We start from the raw sequence: 15,976 nt of genomic DNA, 5'->3' as shown, positions 1-15,976 counted from the left end.
GAGTTAATATTATGTTAACGACTTGTTTATTAACCGGGGCTGTGATGACGACGAACACGCATTTCAGAGGTGATGTAGTGAAGAAGGTTTGGCTTAACCGTTATCCTGCGGATGTGCCTGCAGAGATCAATCCTGACCGTTATCAATCCCTGGTTGAACTGTTTGAAAACTCCGTGACGCGCTACGCCGATCAGCCTGCGTTTGTGAACATGGGTGAGGTGATGACCTTCCGTAAGCTGGAAGAGCGCAGCCGGGCGTTTGCGGCCTACTTGCAACAGGGTTTAGGCCTGAAAAAAGGCGACCGGGTCGCGCTGATGATGCCGAACCTGCTGCAATATCCGGTGGCGCTGTTTGGCATTCTGCGCGCCGGGATGATCGTGGTTAACGTTAACCCGCTGTATACCCCGCGCGAGCTGGAGCATCAGCTGAACGACAGCGGCGCAGCGGCAATTGTGATTGTCTCGAACTTCGCGCACACCCTCGAGAAAGTGGTCGACAAAACCCAGGTGAAACACGTCATTCTGACGCGGATGGGCGATCAGCTCTCCACCGCCAAAGGGACGCTGGTGAACTTCGTCGTCAAGTATGTCAAACGTCTGGTGCCTAAATATCACTTGCCGGACGCCATCTCCTTCCGCCGGGCGCTGCACAACGGCTACCGCATGCAGTACGTGAAACCGGAACTGGTGCCGCAGGATCTGGCCTTCCTGCAGTACACCGGGGGGACCACCGGGGTGGCGAAAGGGGCGATGCTGACCCACCGCAACATGCTGGCGAACCTCGAGCAGGTGAACGCCACCTACGGGCCGCTGCTGCATCGTGGCAAAGAGCTGGTGATCACCGCGCTGCCGCTCTATCACATCTTCGCCCTGACCATGAACTGCCTGCTGTTTATCGAGCTTGGCGGGCAGAACGTGCTGATCACCAACCCGCGCGATATTCCGGGGCTGGTCAAAGAGCTGGCGAAATATCCTTTCACCGCCATGACCGGGGTGAACACCCTGTTTAACGCGCTGTTGAATAACAAAGAGTTCCAACAGCTCGACTTCTCCACCCTGCATCTGTCGGCGGGCGGTGGGATGCCGGTGCAGCAGGCGGTGGCCGAGCGTTGGGTCAAACTTACCGGGCAGTATCTGCTGGAGGGCTATGGCCTGACCGAGTGCGCCCCGCTGGTGAGCGTGAACCCGCACGATATCGACTACCACAGCGGCAGCATCGGCCTGCCGGTGCCCTCCACCGAAGCCAAACTGGTGGATGATGAAGATAACGAAGTGGCGCATGGTGAACCGGGTGAACTGTGCGTGAAAGGGCCGCAGGTGATGCTGGGCTACTGGCAGCGTCCGGATGCTACCGATGAAATCATCAAGGACGGCTGGCTGCACACCGGGGATATCGCGGTGATGGATGATGAAGGTTTCCTGCGCATCGTCGATCGCAAGAAAGACATGATCCTGGTCTCCGGGTTCAACGTCTATCCGAACGAGATCGAAGACGTGGTGATGCAGCACAACGGCGTGCTGGAAGTGGCTGCAGTAGGTGTTCCGGCGGGCAGCAGCGGTGAAACGGTGAAAATCTTTGTGGTGAAAAAAGATCCGTCCCTGAGTGAAGAGGCGCTGATCACCTTCTGCCGTCGCCAGCTGACCGGCTACAAAGTGCCGAAACTGGTGGAGTTTCGCGACGAACTGCCCAAATCGAACGTCGGGAAGATATTACGACGAGAATTACGTGACGAAGCGCGCGCCAAAGTAGACAATAAAGCCTGAGCTTCGTGTTAGTCACCCAAAGACGCTGGCCATGCCGGCGTTTTTTTATGGGCGCAAACCAAAGAGAATATGATTTGAATTACCAGATGATCACCACCAACGACGAGCTGGCTTCGCTGTGCGATGTCACCCGTGACGCACCCGCCATTGCGCTGGATACCGAGTTTGTGCGGACCCGCACCTATTACCCGCAGCTGGGTCTGATCCAGATGTATGACGGAAAAAATGTGTCGCTTATCGACCCGCTGGGGATCACCGACTGGGCGCCGATGCGCGAGTTGCTGCTGAATACCGCCATCACCAAATATCTGCATGCCGGCAGTGAAGATCTGGAAGTTTTCCTCAATACCTTCGGCATCATGCCGGAGCCGCTGATCGACACCCAGATCCTCGCCGCCTTTGCCGGTCGCCCGCTGTCCTGGGGCTTTGCCGCCATGGTGGAAGAGTACACCGGGCTGGCGATCGACAAGAGCGAGTCCCTCACCGACTGGCTGGCTCGCCCGCTGACGGAACGCCAGCTCGACTACGCGGCGGCGGATGTGTTCTACCTGCTGCCGATCGCCGGTCAGCTGATGAAAGAGGCCGAAGCCTCCGGCTGGCTGGCTGCCGCCCTGAATGAGTGTCGGATGACGCAGCTGCGTCGTCAGGAGATCACCGATCCGAAAGAGGCGTGGCGCGACATCAGCAACGCCTGGCAGCTGCGCACCCGCCAGCTGGCCTGTCTGCAGCTGCTGGCCGACTGGCGTCTGCGTAAGGCGCGCGAGCGCGATCTGGCAGTGAACTTTGTGGTGCGTGAAGAGCATCTGTGGGCCGTGGCGCGTTACATGCCGGGTAGCCTGGGCGAGCTGGACAGCATCGGGCTTTCCGGTTCGGAGATCCGCTTCCACGGTAAAACCCTGCTGGCGCTGGTGGAGAAGGCGCAGGCGTTGCCGGAAGAGGCATTGCCGCAGCCGCTGTTAAACCTGATGGATATGCCGGGTTATCGCAAAGCGTTTAAGGCGATCAAAGCCCTGGTGCAGGAAGTGGCGGCGGAAAGTAAAGTCAGCGCTGAGCTGCTGGCCTCACGTCGTCAGATCAACCAGCTGCTGAATGCGCACTGGAAGCTGAAACCGCAGAATGGTACGCCGGAACTGATGGCAGGCTGGCGCGGAGAACTGATGGCCGATCGCCTGAATGCGTTGCTGGAAGAATATCCGCAGTAACTGGGCTCTGTAACCCCCGGCGGCGCGATGCTTGCCGGGGCTACAAATCCGTAGGCCGGGCAAGCGTAGCGCCGCCCGGCAACAACCACGGTTAAGAACGCGACTCTTCCGCTTCCGGCAGGGTCACGTTGAGCTCCAGAATCGAGATATCCCCGTCCTTTTGCTCCAGCTGTACGGTCACCATTTCCGGGTCAATCTGCACATACTTGCAGATCACTTCCAGAATGTCTTTACGCAGCTGCGGCAGGTAGTGCGGTTCCGCGTCGCTGCGGCGGCGTTCTGCCACGATGATCTGCAGACGCTCTTTTGCGATGTTAGCGGTGCTTTTTTTCCGCGAGAGAAAAAAGTCCAGTAATGCCATAACTTATCCTCCGAACAGGCGTTTGAGGAAACCTTTCTTCTCTTCTTCTATGAAGCGGAAAGGACGTTCTTCTCCGAGCAGACGATCTACCGTGTCCGCATACGCTTTACCGGCGTCTGCGTTAGCGTCGAGGATAACCGGTTCACCCTGGTTAGACGCGCGCAGCACGGATTGATCTTCCGGGATGACGCCAACCAGTTTGATGCGCAGGATCTCCAGCACGTCTTCCATACTCAGCATATCACCTTTATTGACACGACCCGGATTATAACGGGTCAGCAACAGGTGCTCTTTAATCGGTTCTTCGCCATTTTCCGCACGGCGGGATTTCGAGGCGAGGATCCCTAAAATACGGTCGGAGTCGCGCACGGACGACACTTCCGGGTTGGTGGTAATGATGGCTTCATCGGCGAAGTAGAGCGCCATCAGCGCGCCGGTTTCGATGCCCGCCGGTGAATCGCAGACCACGAAATCGAACTCCATTTTTTTCAGCTCATCGAGCACTTTTTCCACGCCTTCACGGGTCAGCGCATCCTTGTCGCGCGTCTGCGAAGCGGGAAGAATATAAAGGTTGTCGGTACGTTTATCTTTAATCATCGCCTGATTCAGCGTGGCGTCACCCTGAATCACGTTCACAAAATCGTACACCACGCGGCGTTCGCAACCCATAATCAGGTCAAGGTTACGCAGGCCGATATCGAAATCGATAACGACGGTTTTCTTTCCCTTCTGGGCCAAACCAGTAGCGATGGCCGCGCTGGAGGTGGTCTTGCCAACGCCTCCTTTACCCGAAGTAACAACAATAATGCGTGCCATAGAAATTCCTTGTTAAAAAGGGATCAATTCAACGGTTGAACGGTCAAAGCGTTGTCTGCCAGGCGCAGACGTGCCGCTTTGCCAGAAAATTCGGCCGGGATGTTATCACTCAGCCAGTAAACACCTGCGATGGAAACCAGCTCCGCCTCCAGGTGGGTACAAAAAATTTGCGCATCGCGATCGCCGCTGGCACCCGCCAGCGCACGGCCTCGCATTGAGCCATAAATATGGATATTGCCATCCGCAATCAGCTCCGCCCCCGCGCTGACGTGGTTGGTCACAATCAGGTCACAGTTTGGCGCATAAATGCGCTGACCGGAACGCACCGGCAGATCAATCAATCGCGTTTTTGTGACAGGAGTAACAGGGACTTCAGGTGGGGCAGGGGGCTCTGCGCGCGGGGCTTTATCTTTGCCTTCGTTCAGCAGCGGAAGACCCGCCCGATCGATTTCGGCTTTCAGTTCAGCGTCTTTGCAGCCGCTGATGCCCACAATTCGCAGGCCGGTGGCGGTGACCGCCTGTTGCAAATGGTGCCAGTTAACCGGCGCTTCGAGGCCGCTTACGTTGATGACCACGGGCGCATGTTTCAGAAATGCGGGCGCCTGGGCGATTTTGTCTTCTAACGCCTGACGAATAACCTCGGGTTTTGCTTCATGCAAATGAACCACTGATAAGGTGAAGCTACTGCCTTTAAGCTCGATGGGCGTGTTTGACATCCTGGCCTTACTCAATTTGCTTTTACCACGACGTGCGCGCCGTGATATTCCGAAGAGTATCAGGCATGTTATAGTCACAATTATATTGAGGCAAGTCACCCTCCCGCTTAATTCAGAGTAAATATATGTTTTGTGTGATCTACAGAAGTACCCAGCGCGACCAGACCTACCTGTATGTCGAAAAAAAGGACGATTTCTCCCGCGTGCCTGAGGCACTGCTGAAAAGCTTCGGTAAGCCGCAGCTGGTGATGCTCATGCCCCTCGACGGGCGTAAGCAGCTGAGCAACGCCGATCTGGAAAAAGTAAAAACCGCATTGAACGAACAGGGCTATTATTTACAACTCCCTCCACCGCAAGAGAATTTACTCAAACAGCATCTCGAGGCGCAGGGGAAAAAATAGTTTAAGAATTATCTGTCAGCGTCACATTAACCGTTCAGGGGACGTATATGTATCAACATCATAACTGGCAAGGAGCCTTACTGGATTATCCGGTAAGTAAAGTCGTCTGCGTAGGAAGTAATTACGCAAAGCATATTCAGGAAATGGGAAGCGCGATTCCGGACGAGCCGGTGCTGTTCATTAAACCGGAAACGGCGCTCTGTGATATCCGCCAGCCGCTGGCATTACCCCAGGGGCTTGGCTCGGTTCACCACGAAGTGGAGCTGGCGGTGCTGATCGGCGCCACGCTGCGTCAGGCTTCTGAAGATCATGTGCAGAAGGCGATTGCCGGTTATGGTGTGGCGCTGGATCTGACCCTGCGCGATGTGCAGGGCAAAATGAAGAAAGCGGGCCAGCCGTGGGAAAAAGCCAAAGGCTTTGATAACTCGTGCCCGATCTCCGGATTTGTCCCGGTGTCGGAATTTCAGGACGATCCGCAGAACACCACCCTGAGCCTGAAGGTGAACGGCGAGGTGCGTCAGCAGGGCTCCACCGCCGACATGATCCATAAGATTGTGCCGCTGATTGCCTATATGAGTCGTTATTTCACCCTCAAACCGGGCGATGTGATCCTCACCGGCACCCCGGAAGGGGTGGGTCCACTCTCCGGCGGCGACGAGCTGGAAGTGGCCGTTAACGGCCTGTCGCTGAAAACCCGCGTGCTGTAATCCCCGCTTGCCGCCCCTTTTGGGCGGCAAAACTTGCATCGAGGTGCCAGACTGGTTATAAGGTGCGCTTTATTTTGACGTGTGGACATCCTTATGAGCGAAATCCCTTTCTGGCAAAGCAAAACTCTCGACAACATGACCGACGCCGAGTGGGAATCGCTGTGCGATGGCTGCGGGCAGTGCTGTCTGCATAAGCTGATGGATGAAGACTCGGACGAAATCTATTTCACCAACGTCGCCTGCAATCAGCTGAACATCAAAACCTGCCAGTGCCGAAACTACGAGCGACGCTTCGAGTTAGAGCCGGACTGCATCAAGTTGACCCGCGATAACCTGCCGACCTTTGAATGGCTGCCGCCGACCTGCGCCTATCGTCTGCTGGCGGAAGGGAAAGACCTGCCGAAGTGGCACCCGCTGCTGGCCGGTTCCAAAGCGGCGATGCACGGCGAGCGAATTTCTGTGCGCCACATTGCGGTGCGGGAATCAGAGGTGCGCGACTGGGAAGACCATATTATGAATCACCCCAACCGCGCATAATAAAAAACCCGCCTCGGCGGGTTTTTTATTGCCGGGTGGCGCTGCGCTTACCTGGCCTACAACACCGTAGGCCCGCGCAAGCGAAGCGCCGCCGGGCATTAGCGGCCAAACAGATCGCGTTTTTTCGGTTTAAACGGCTGGGCAATCAGCACCAGCAGCGCTACGACCAGATAGGCGGCGAAAATGCCCACCAGCCACTGCGGCATCTCAAGGGTCAGGAACTCCCACTGACGCACGGAGCAGTCACCGCTTGCCACGAATACCTGCGGCAGCCACTTATCCAGCGGCAGCCAGCTCGGGAAGCGGGCGGCAAAATCGCAGGTCTGAAACGGCGACGGATGCAGCTGGATCATGGTGTGCTCCCAGGCCAGCTGCAGGCCTTTTCCCGCGCTGTAGAGCCAGATGGCAATCGCGCCGTAGCGCAGCGGGCTTTTCGGCGCGATGGCGCCGACCAGGCCTGCGCCCATCACGCCAAACAGCGCGCTGCGTTCATAGATACACAACACACAGGGCTTCAGCATCATCACATGCTGGAACCACAATGCCACCATTTCGAGCGCGAAGGCGGTCAGGGCCAACAGCAACCACGCTCCGCGTCCACGCGAGCACTGGTTCAAAAATTTCAACATAATCATTTCCCTGGAACAGGTATAGAAAGCGCAGTGTAAACGAAAACAATTTGCGCGCCAGTCTCGGCACGCAAAATATAACGTAATCGGATATTTATCATTCGTCAGTGCAGCCGGGTAATAAATTACCCGGCTGACTCACTTAATGCGTCGCCAGTATACCCGTCTGTAACATCCATTGGGTAAAAGGAATGAGGGTAATTTTGACGCACAACAAACCGACGCAGGTTAATACCACCGTATAGGGCAGGGCCATCCACACCATCCGGCCATAAGAGAGTCTTATCAGCGGCGCCAGCGCCGAGGTGAGCAGGAACAGGAACGCCGCCTGGCCGTTTGGCGTGGCGACGGAGGGCAGGTTAGTCCCGGTGTTGATCGCTACCGCCAGCAGTTCAAACTGTTGCTGGTTTATCGCCCCGCTCTGTAGCGCGGTTTTGGCCTCATTGATATAGACCGAGCCGACAAACACGTTGTCGGAGATAGCCGACAGCAGGCCGTTAAACAGATAGAAGAGCGACAGCTGCGCATCTTGCTCGGCCTGTAGCACGTAGCGGATGATCGGCGCAAACAGCTGCTGGTCGACTATTACCGCCACCACCGCGAAAAAGACCGCCAGCAGGGCAGTAAAGGGCAGCGCTTCGGTAAAGGCTTTGCCGATAGCGTGCTCGTCCGTCACGCCGGTGAAGGAGGTCGCCAGGATGATCACCGACAGGCCAATCAACCCCACCTCCGCCAGATGAAACGCCAGGGCGATAATCAGCCAGACGCCAATCATCCCCTGAAAAATCAACGCCAGCTTCTGTTGACGGGTCCGCTGGCTGCGGCTCTCATCATCGTAACGCTGCAATACTTCGCGAACCTGGGTCGGGAGCAGGGTGCCGTAACCAAACCATTTAAACTTCTCCACCAGCCAGCAGGTCAGCAGGCCGCACACCAGCACCGGCACGCTGACCGGGGCCACCCGCAGGAAAAACTCGGTAAAGTTCCAGCCCACGGCTTTGGCGATGATCAGGTTCTGCGGCTCGCCGACCATGGTCATCACCCCACCCAGCGCGGTGCCCACGCCGGCGTGCATCATCAGGCTGCGCAGGAAGGCGCGAAACTGCTCCAGCACCTCGCGCTGTTTGTTATCAACCTTGCTGTCATCATGCAGGTTATCTTCCGGCTGGGCGGAGGCCACCCGGTGATAGATCCCGTAGAAGCCGACGGCGACGCTGATCACCACCGCCACCACCGTCAGGGCATCGAGGAACGCCGATAAAAAAGCGGCCGCGATGCAAAAGGCCAGCGACAGCATCGTTTTCGAGGGGATACTCAGCAGCAGGCGGGTGAAGATAAACAGCAGCAGCTGCTTCATAAAGTAGATCCCGGCCACCATAAACATTAGCAGCAGGAGCACTTCCAGATTATTCGCCAGCTCCTCTTTCACATGCTCTGCGCTGGTCATGCCGATCGCCACCGCCTCAAAGGCCAGCAGGCCACCCGGCAGCAGGGGGTAACATTTCAGCGCCATCGCCAGGGTAAATATGAACTCGGCGACCAGTAACCAGCCTGCAGCATACGGGCTCACTAGAAAGATAAGAGGATTGATAACCAGAAAAATAATAAGGGTCAGTTTGTACCAGTCAGGCGACTGGCCTAAAAAATTGCGCCAGAAGGCGCGGCTATAAGACATTTCCACAACAGATTTCCTTGCCCGTCACATAATTACGTTTTAAGTATACGCAAACTGACACATGGAGGGGGCGTCAGGCCTGACTTTTAAATGATAAAAATAAAACGGCGATCCCTTTTTTCTCGCCTCGCTGCGCTATCTGCCTCTGCCTGCCTCTGGTATGATGAGTGAATTTTGTAAAAAGCAGTTAATGGAAAACTCACTATGGTCATAAAGGCGCAAAGCCCGGCGGGTTTCGCGGAAGAGTACATTATCGAGAGCATCTGGAATAACCGATTCCCCCCTGGCTCGATACTTCCCGCAGAACGCGAACTCTCTGAACTGATTGGCGTCACACGTACCACCTTACGTGAAGTGTTGCAGCGACTGGCCCGCGATGGCTGGCTGACGATCCAACACGGCAAACCGACCAAAGTGAATAACTTCTGGGAAACGTCGGGCCTGAATATTCTTGAAACGCTGGCGCGCCTCGATCACGAGAGCGTACCGCAGCTGATCGATAATCTGCTCTCAGTGCGTACCAACATCGCCACCATCTTTATCCGTACGGCGTTTCGCCAGCATCCGGATAAGGCGCTGGAAGTGCTGGCCCGTGCTACCGCCGTGGAAGATCACGCCGATGCCTTCGCCCTGCTGGATTACAACGTCTTCCGCGGCCTGGCTTTTGCCTCCGGCAACCCGATCTACGGCCTGATCCTCAACGGCATGAAAGGGCTCTATACCCGCATCGGTCGTCACTACTTCGCCAACCCGGAAGCCCGGAGCCTGGCGCTCGGCTTCTACCATAAGCTGAGCGAGCTGTGCTCTGAAGGGTTGCACGACCAGGTGTACGAAACCGTGCGTCGCTACGGTCGTGACAGCGGCGAGATCTGGCACCGGATGCAGAAGTCCCTGCCGGGCGACCTGGTGATTCAGGGGCGTTAAAATAAAAAACCTCTCGCTTGAGAGGTTTTTTTTCGCCCGATGTCTGGATTTCGTAGGCCGGGTAAGGCGTAGCCGCCACCCGGCAAAACAGGCCGCACCGAACTACAACATATTGCCTTTCACCGGGCACCGCTCCAGCAGCTCCACGCTGCCGTCTTCGTTCTGCTGCTCAAGCATAATGTCAAAGCCCCACAGGCGGTGCACATGCTTCAGCACTTCCTTGCGCCCTTTATCCAGCGGCGCGCGGTTGTGCGGAATATAGCGCAGCGTCAGGGAGCGATCCCCGCGCAGATCCACATTCCAGACCTGAATATTCGGCTCAAGGTTGCTTAAGTTGTACTGGGCCGAGAGGCGGGAGCGGATCTCACGATACCCCTCTTCATTGTGGATCGCCGAAATCTCCAGGTAGTTGTTGTGATCGTCATCCAGCACCGTAAACAGGCGGAAATCACGCATCACCTTCGGCGACAGGAACTGGCTGATAAAGCTCTCATCCTTGAAATCGCGCATCGCGAAATGGAGCGTCTCCAGCCAGTCGGACCCGGCGATATCCGGGAACCAGTATTTATCCTCTTCCGTCGGGTTCTGACAGATACGCTTGATGTCCTGAAACATGGCAAAGCCCAGCGCATACGGGTTAATCCCGCTGTACCACGGGCTGTTGTAAGGCGGCTGGAATACCACGTTGGTGTGGCTGTGCAGGAACTCCAGCATAAAGCGTTCTGTCACTTTGCCTTCGTCATACAGGTGGTTAAGGATGGTGTAGTGCCAGAAGGTCGCCCAGCCTTCGTTCATCACCTGAGTCTGTTTTTGCGGATAGAAGTACTGGCTCACCTTACGCACGATGCGCAGGATCTCACGCTGCCACGGCTCCAGTAGCGGGGCGTTCTTCTCCATAAAGTAGAGCAGGTTCTCCTGCGGCTCGGAAGGGTAGCGGCGCGCTTCCACTACCGTTTTCTCTTCTTCACGTTTCGGCAGGGTACGCCACAGCGTATTCACCTGGCTTTGCAGATACTCTTCGCGGCTTTTCTGCCGGGCTTTCTCCTCCTGCAGAGAGATCTTCTGCGGACGTTTGTAGCGATCCACGCCGTAGTTCATCAGCGCATGGCAGGAGTCCAGCAGCTTTTCGACCTCATCCACGCCGTAGCGCTCTTCACACTGGGTGATGTAGTTACGGGCAAAGATCAGGTAGTCGACAATCGAACTGGCATCGGTCCAGCTGCGGAACAGGTAGTTATTTTTGAAAAACGAGTTATGTCCGTAGCAGGCGTGGGCCATCACCAGCGCCTGCATGGTGATGGTGTTCTCTTCCATCAGGTAGGCAATGCAGGGGTTGGAGTTGATAACGATCTCATACGCCAGCCCCTGCTGACCGTGTTTATACAGCCGTTCGGTTTCAATGAATTTTTTGCCAAACGACCAGTGGGTATAGTTAATGGGCATCCCGACGCTGGAGTAAGCGTCCATCATCTGTTCGGAGGTAATGACTTCAATCTGATGGGGATAGGCATCCAGACGGTAGAGTTTCGCCACCCGGTCAATTTCCGCCAGATAGGTGTCCAGCAGCTCGAATGTCCAGTCGGGTCCATCGCTCAGACGTGTGGTGTCCTTATTCATGGAATCAATAGTAGCCATTAGCGCGCCCTCATTGTTGGTAGCTCTCTCTGTCTGGAGAACCTCTTTTCAAGCATAGAACACGCCATTCAAAAGCGTGCTGGCACGCTATTTTTTTCTTTGCGATTTCCCGTTTTCCACATGACGAAAAAGGGGTGTCTCGCAGAATAATATGCTGGTTAAAAATGCCGCGCAGCAGGAGATGCCAAAACCGCGCTACCCGCGTCAGCAGGGGAAGGTGTGAGTTATGTCACCATAAAAAAGGCCTATGTTGAATAATATTTTCAGCTGGGTTATCAATATGTAATCAGAAGATTGTTCTTTTGCTTATTAAGGGAGTGGCTATGCGTGTTGTCATACTGGGAAGTGGCGTCGTTGGCGTAACCAGCGCCTGGTACCTGAGTCAGGCCGGGCACGACGTGACCGTCATCGATCGTGAGCCGGGTCCGGCGCTGGAGACCAGCGCCGCCAATGCCGGGCAAATTTCTCCGGGCTATGCGGCGCCCTGGGCGGCCCCGGGTGTGCCGCTGAAGGCGATTAAATGGATGTTCCAGCGCCATGCGCCGCTGGCGATCAGTCTCGACGGCACCCAGTTTCAGCTCAAGTGGATGTGGCAGATGCTGCGCAACTGCGACACCTCACACTATATGGAAAACAAAGGGCGGATGGTGCGTCTGGCGGAGTACAGCCGCGACTGCCTGAAAGCGCTGCGCGCCACCACCGGCATTCAGTATGAAGGCCGCCAGGGGGGCACGCTGCAGCTGTTCCGCACCGCCCAGCAGTACGAAAACGCCACCCGCGATATCGCCGTTCTTGAGGATGCCGGAGTGCCGTATCAGCTGCTGGAAGCCAGCCAGCTGGCGCAGGTCGAACCGGCGCTGGCGGATGTTGCCCACAAGCTCACCGGCGGTCTGCGTCTGCCCAATGACGAAACCGGCGACTGCCAGCTCTTCACCCAGAATCTGGCCCAGATGGCCGAGCAGGCGGGGGTCAAATTCCGCTACAACACCTCAGTCGATAAGCTGCTGTACGAAGGGGAGAATATCTACGGCGTGCTGTGCGGCGACGAGGTGGTAAAAGCCGACGCCTACGTGATGGCGTTTGGCTCTTACTCCACGGCGATGCTGAAGGGCATTGTAGATATTCCGGTCTACCCGCTGAAGGGTTACTCGCTGACGATCCCGGTGAAAGAGGACAGCGGTGCCCCGGTTTCAACTATCCTTGATGAAACATACAAAATCGCGATCACCCGTTTTGACAATCGGATCCGCGTGGGAGGAATGGCGGAAATCGTCGGCTTTAACACCGAGCTGCTGCAGCCGCGTCGGGAAACGCTGGAGATGGTCGTGGGCGACCTCTTCCCGCGGGGCGGTTTTATCGAACAGGCGACCTTCTGGACCGGGCTGCGCCCGATGACCCCGGACGGCACGCCGGTAGTGGGCCGCACCCCGTTTAAGAACCTGTGGCTTAACACCGGGCACGGTACTCTGGGCTGGACGATGGCCTGCGGTTCAGGGCAGTTGCTCAGTGATTTGATCTCCGGGCGCACACCGGCTATTCCGTTTGATGATTTAAGCGTCGCGCGCTACCGTCCGGGGTTTACTCCGTCACGTCCACAGCATTTACACGGCGCGCATAACTAACAAGGAGTCGTCATGTCCCGTCCTGTTGTGGCTCAGCTGGATCTGCAGGCCCTGAAAGATAACCTGCACATTGTCCGTCGCGCTGCGCCAGCTTCCCGGGTCTGGGCGGTGGTCAAAGCCAATGCTTACGGCCACGGTCTGGATCGCATCTGGAGCGCATTAAGCGCGACCGATGGCTTTGCGATGCTGAATCTGGAAGAGGCGATCCTGCTGCGCGAGCGCGGCTGGAAAGGGCCGATCCTGATGCTCGAAGGCTTCTTTAACAGCGATGAACTGCCGCTGTTTGATAAGTACCGCCTGACCACCAGCGTGCACAGCAACTGGCAGGTCAAGGCGTTGCAGAATGCAAAGCTGCACGCTCCGCTCGATATCTACCTGAAAGTGAACAGCGGCATGAACCGTCTCGGTTTCCAGCCGGATCGAGTTCACAGCGTCTGGCAGCAGCTGCGGGCGGTGAAAAACGTCGGCGAAATGACGCTGATGGCCCATTTTGCCGATGCAGAAAAGCCGGACGGCATCACGGAGCCGATGATGCGCATTGAACAGGCGGCGGAAGGGCTGAACTGTCCACGGTCGCTCTCTAACTCAGCGGCGACCCTCTGGCACCCGGAAGCGCATTTTGACTGGGTGCGACCGGGGATTATTCTCTACGGCGCGTCACCTTCCGGCCAGTGGCAGGATATCGCCAACAGCGGCCTGAAGCCGGTGATGACCCTGCGCAGTGAAATCATTGGCGTCCAGACCCTGAAAGCGGGGGATACCGTGGGCTACGGCAGCCGCTATCGTGCCTCGGGCGAGCAGCGCATCGGCATTGTCGCCGGGGGCTATGCCGACGGCTATCCGCGCATTGCCCCTTCCGGTACCCCGGTCTGGGTGGACGGCGTGCGCACCGGCACGGTGGGCACCGTGTCGATGGATATGCTGGCGATCGATCTCACCCCCTGCCCGCAGGCCGGGATCGGCACGCCGGTTGAGCTGTGGGGGAATGAGGTGAAAGTGGATGATGTCGCGGCAGCGGCGGGCACAATAGGGTACGAGTTGTTAACCGCGTTAGCCCCGCGGGTGCCCGTCATTACGGTGTAAAGTCGTTGTAGGCCGGGTAAGGCGTAGCCGCCACCCGGCATGAACGCCGGAGCCAAACGCCGGGTGGCGCTTACGCTTACCCGGCCTACTCCTCGATATCCTCCGCCACGCGCACGCCCACTTTCCGCACCCTGTTATCTTCTTTCTCCGCCACCGTCCAGATCATCCCGGCAAACTCCACCTGATCACCCACGACCGGCGCGGCACCGAGCAGCTTCTGGATAATTTCGCCCAGGGTCTGCTGGTTATCCCGATACTCCAGCCCTTCATCCAGCCCGTAGATCAACGCCACGTCGGCAAATTTGGCGCTGGCTTCGAGAATAAAATCCCCAAAGAAGCGCTGATCCAGCGCCACCGGCGGTGACTGGCTGAACAGCTTACCGAGGGCAGGGAGGTCGCGCTCGCGGCCAATCACGCAGAGAATATCCCCCTCGCGCAGCCGGGTGCTCCCGGTCGGGTGCAGCAGGGCATTATCTCGGAACAGGGCGGCAATGCGCGTCTCTTCAGGCATATGCAGATCCCGCAGCGAAGCCCCCACGCACCACTTGTCGGCGCTGAGCTGGTAGACAAACTGTTCCCACGGATTCTCCGGATGCAGATCCAGCCCCACGCGTGAGACCGGCCAGCCCACCGGCGGGATCACCACTTTGGCCTTTTTCGCTGCCCACGACAGGGAAGTCCCCTGGAACAGCAGCGACACCAGCACCACGAAGAAGGCCACGTTGAAGAACAGGCGGGCGTTGTCCAGCCCGGCCATCATCGGGAACACCGCGAGGATGATAGGGACCGCGCCGCGCAGCCCCACCCAGCTGATAAACACCCGCTCGCGCAGGTTAAATCCCTTAAACGGCAGCAGGCCGGCAAACACCGATAGCGGACGGGCAAAGAAGATCATCCATATCGACAGCAGCAGCGCCGGAATGGCAATCGGCAGCAGATCCGACGGCGTCACCAGCAGCCCCAGCACCAGGAACATGCCGATTTGCGCCAGCCAGGCGAGGCCGTCAAAGTTCTGCAGAATGCCAAAGCGGTTGCGGATCGGCCGGTTCCCGAGAAGGAAGCCACACAGGTAGACCGCCAGAATGCCGCTGCCGTCCATCGCGGTGGTGAGAGCGAAAATCAAAATCCCGCCGCTCAGCGCCAGCAGCGGGTAAAGCCCGGCAGGCAGTGAGATACGGTTGATCATCTGTTGCAGCAGGTAGCCGCCGGCGAGGCCAATGATAATCCCGAGGCCAAACTGCTGAATGATGTGCCAGGCGAACATCCAGCTCAGGCTGGTTTCATGCTGCTGGATCATCTCAATCAGGGTGATGGTAAGAAACACCGCCATCGGGTCGTTGCTGCCGGACTCAATCACCAGCGTCGAGCCGACACGTTCGTTCAGCCCTTTGCCGCCCAGCAGCGAGAAGACCGCCGCGGCATCGGTCGAGCCGACAATGGCGCCAATCAGCAGGCCTTCCATGATATCCAGCTTAAACAGCCACGCTGCCATCATCCCGGTCAGGCCGGAGGTGATGAGCACCCCGACCGTCGCCAGCGACAGGGCCGGCCCCAGCGCCACGCGAAACGAGCTGGCCTGGGTGCGCATCCCGCCATCCAGCAGGATCACCGCCAGCGCGAGGTTACTGATCATGTAGGCAAAGGGGTAGTTATCGAAGGGGATCCCCCCGACGCCATCAACGCCCGCCAGCATGCCGATGGCGAGAAAAATAACCAGAATGGGGATGCCGAGACGAGAAGAAAACGAACTCAATAATATACTGCAGGTTACAAGAACTGAACCCAGGATAAAAAGACTGATTATTGCTGCGGCATCCAATGTGTGCGTACTCCCTGCGTGACGCGATGACTGTTATTAAAACCCTAACATATTAATGCCCCTTACAGCGTGCTAATCCGGCGCTT

At 57.2% G+C, this 15,976-nt stretch carries 15 protein-coding genes; 8 read left to right on the top strand and 7 right to left on the bottom strand.

What is annotated here, in order from left to right; translation table 11 throughout:
- Nucleotides 1-77 precede the first annotated feature (77 nt).
- Nucleotides 78-1,763: a long-chain-fatty-acid--CoA ligase FadD gene (gene fadD, locus GNG27_RS13810; protein WP_142489925.1), complete on the top strand. Its 1,686-nt coding sequence runs from the start codon at nt 78-80 to the stop codon at nt 1,761-1,763.
- A 74-nt stretch (nt 1,764-1,837) separates the two neighbouring features.
- Nucleotides 1,838-2,965, top strand: a complete 1,128-nt coding sequence (gene rnd, locus GNG27_RS13805) for a ribonuclease D (RefSeq protein ID WP_156265147.1) — start codon at nt 1,838-1,840, stop codon at nt 2,963-2,965.
- A gap of 91 nt (nt 2,966-3,056) precedes the next feature.
- On the opposite strand, the gene minE is transcribed toward rnd, so the two are convergent.
- From minE to minC, 3 genes are read right to left on the bottom strand one after another with little or no spacing between them, the layout of a single operon-like run.
- A complete protein-coding gene (minE, locus tag GNG27_RS13800; protein WP_032611475.1) occupies nt 3,057-3,326 on the bottom strand; it encodes a cell division topological specificity factor MinE in 270 nt (89 codons plus the stop codon).
- A gap of 3 nt (nt 3,327-3,329) precedes the next feature.
- Entirely contained in the window at nt 3,330-4,142 is an 813-nt protein-coding gene (gene minD / locus GNG27_RS13795; protein ID WP_142489923.1) for a septum site-determining protein MinD, read from the bottom strand.
- Nucleotides 4,143-4,165: 23 nt separating this feature from the next.
- The gene (gene minC / locus GNG27_RS13790) at nt 4,166-4,858 is read right to left on the bottom strand and encodes a septum site-determining protein MinC (RefSeq protein WP_142489922.1); all 693 of its coding nucleotides are present in this window, start codon (nt 4,856-4,858) and stop codon (nt 4,166-4,168) included.
- A gap of 125 nt (nt 4,859-4,983) precedes the next feature.
- Between minC and GNG27_RS13785 the strand changes: the two genes are divergently transcribed.
- From GNG27_RS13785 to GNG27_RS13775, 3 genes are all read left to right on the top strand, one after another.
- Nucleotides 4,984-5,259, top strand: a complete 276-nt coding sequence (locus GNG27_RS13785; RefSeq protein ID WP_156264029.1) for a YcgL domain-containing protein — start codon at nt 4,984-4,986, stop codon at nt 5,257-5,259.
- Nucleotides 5,260-5,306: 47 nt separating this feature from the next.
- Nucleotides 5,307-5,966, top strand: coding sequence for a fumarylacetoacetate hydrolase family protein (locus tag GNG27_RS13780; protein WP_156264028.1), 660 nt, complete (start codon nt 5,307-5,309; stop codon nt 5,964-5,966).
- A 93-nt stretch (nt 5,967-6,059) separates the two neighbouring features.
- Nucleotides 6,060-6,503, top strand: a complete 444-nt coding sequence (locus GNG27_RS13775) for a YcgN family cysteine cluster protein (RefSeq protein WP_142489919.1) — start codon at nt 6,060-6,062, stop codon at nt 6,501-6,503.
- A gap of 98 nt (nt 6,504-6,601) precedes the next feature.
- Here the strand turns inward: GNG27_RS13775 and dsbB are convergent, their stop codons facing one another.
- Complete coding sequence (gene dsbB / locus GNG27_RS13770; RefSeq protein WP_156264027.1) at nt 6,602-7,132, bottom strand: disulfide bond formation protein DsbB; 531 nt, start codon at nt 7,130-7,132, stop codon at nt 6,602-6,604.
- A 142-nt stretch (nt 7,133-7,274) separates the two neighbouring features.
- Nucleotides 7,275-8,813, bottom strand: coding sequence for a sodium/proton antiporter NhaB (gene nhaB / locus GNG27_RS13765; RefSeq protein ID WP_156264026.1), 1,539 nt, complete (start codon nt 8,811-8,813; stop codon nt 7,275-7,277).
- A 198-nt stretch (nt 8,814-9,011) separates the two neighbouring features.
- Here nhaB and fadR point away from each other — a divergent pair, with 198 nt between their 5' ends.
- Nucleotides 9,012-9,731 carry a fatty acid metabolism transcriptional regulator FadR gene (gene fadR / locus GNG27_RS13760; protein ID WP_142489916.1) on the top strand — a complete coding sequence of 240 codons (720 nt, stop codon included), beginning with the start codon at nt 9,012-9,014 and terminating at the stop codon, nt 9,729-9,731.
- Nucleotides 9,732-9,833: 102 nt separating this feature from the next.
- On the opposite strand, the gene GNG27_RS13755 is transcribed toward fadR, so the two are convergent.
- Nucleotides 9,834-11,366 (bottom strand): SpoVR family protein, encoded by a 1,533-nt coding sequence (locus GNG27_RS13755; RefSeq protein WP_156264025.1) that lies wholly within the window; start codon nt 11,364-11,366, stop codon nt 9,834-9,836.
- Nucleotides 11,367-11,689: 323 nt separating this feature from the next.
- Between GNG27_RS13755 and GNG27_RS13750 the strand changes: the two genes are divergently transcribed.
- Both GNG27_RS13750 and dadX read left to right on the top strand, forming a co-directional pair.
- Nucleotides 11,690-12,988, top strand: a complete 1,299-nt coding sequence (locus tag GNG27_RS13750; RefSeq protein WP_156264024.1) for a D-amino acid dehydrogenase — start codon at nt 11,690-11,692, stop codon at nt 12,986-12,988.
- A 12-nt stretch (nt 12,989-13,000) separates the two neighbouring features.
- Nucleotides 13,001-14,071 carry a catabolic alanine racemase DadX gene (gene dadX, locus GNG27_RS13745; protein ID WP_142489913.1) on the top strand — a complete coding sequence of 357 codons (1,071 nt, stop codon included), beginning with the start codon at nt 13,001-13,003 and terminating at the stop codon, nt 14,069-14,071.
- Nucleotides 14,072-14,156: 85 nt separating this feature from the next.
- On the opposite strand, the gene GNG27_RS13740 is transcribed toward dadX, so the two are convergent.
- Entirely contained in the window at nt 14,157-15,890 is a 1,734-nt protein-coding gene (locus tag GNG27_RS13740; protein WP_156264023.1) for a potassium/proton antiporter, read from the bottom strand.
- Nucleotides 15,891-15,976 lie beyond the last annotated feature (86 nt).

This window comes from Leclercia sp. 119287 (assembly GCF_009734485.1).
Taxonomy (GTDB): domain Bacteria; phylum Pseudomonadota; class Gammaproteobacteria; order Enterobacterales; family Enterobacteriaceae; genus Enterobacter; species Enterobacter adecarboxylatus_C.
This window is presented reverse-complemented; position numbering and strand designations above follow the sequence as displayed.

Bases quoted from the DNA above. Each gene is read 5' to 3' on its own strand.
- dadX (WP_142489913.1), top strand. From the start codon at position 13,001: ATGTCCCGTCCTGTTGTGGCTCAGCTGGATCTGCAGGCCCTGAAAGAT.
- fadR (WP_142489916.1), top strand. From the start codon at position 9,012: ATGGTCATAAAGGCGCAAAGCCCGGCGGGTTTCGCGGAAGAGTACATT.
- minD (WP_142489923.1), bottom strand. From the start codon at position 4,142: ATGGCACGCATTATTGTTGTTACTTCGGGTAAAGGAGGCGTTGGCAAG.
- dsbB (WP_156264027.1), bottom strand. From the start codon at position 7,132: ATGTTGAAATTTTTGAACCAGTGCTCGCGTGGACGCGGAGCGTGGTTG.
- GNG27_RS13785 (WP_156264029.1), top strand. From the start codon at position 4,984: ATGTTTTGTGTGATCTACAGAAGTACCCAGCGCGACCAGACCTACCTG.
- GNG27_RS13775 (WP_142489919.1), top strand. From the start codon at position 6,060: ATGAGCGAAATCCCTTTCTGGCAAAGCAAAACTCTCGACAACATGACC.
- GNG27_RS13755 (WP_156264025.1), bottom strand. From the start codon at position 11,366: ATGGCTACTATTGATTCCATGAATAAGGACACCACACGTCTGAGCGAT.
- GNG27_RS13780 (WP_156264028.1), top strand. From the start codon at position 5,307: ATGTATCAACATCATAACTGGCAAGGAGCCTTACTGGATTATCCGGTA.
- GNG27_RS13750 (WP_156264024.1), top strand. From the start codon at position 11,690: ATGCGTGTTGTCATACTGGGAAGTGGCGTCGTTGGCGTAACCAGCGCC.
- minE (WP_032611475.1), bottom strand. From the start codon at position 3,326: ATGGCATTACTGGACTTTTTTCTCTCGCGGAAAAAAAGCACCGCTAAC.
- minC (WP_142489922.1), bottom strand. From the start codon at position 4,858: ATGTCAAACACGCCCATCGAGCTTAAAGGCAGTAGCTTCACCTTATCA.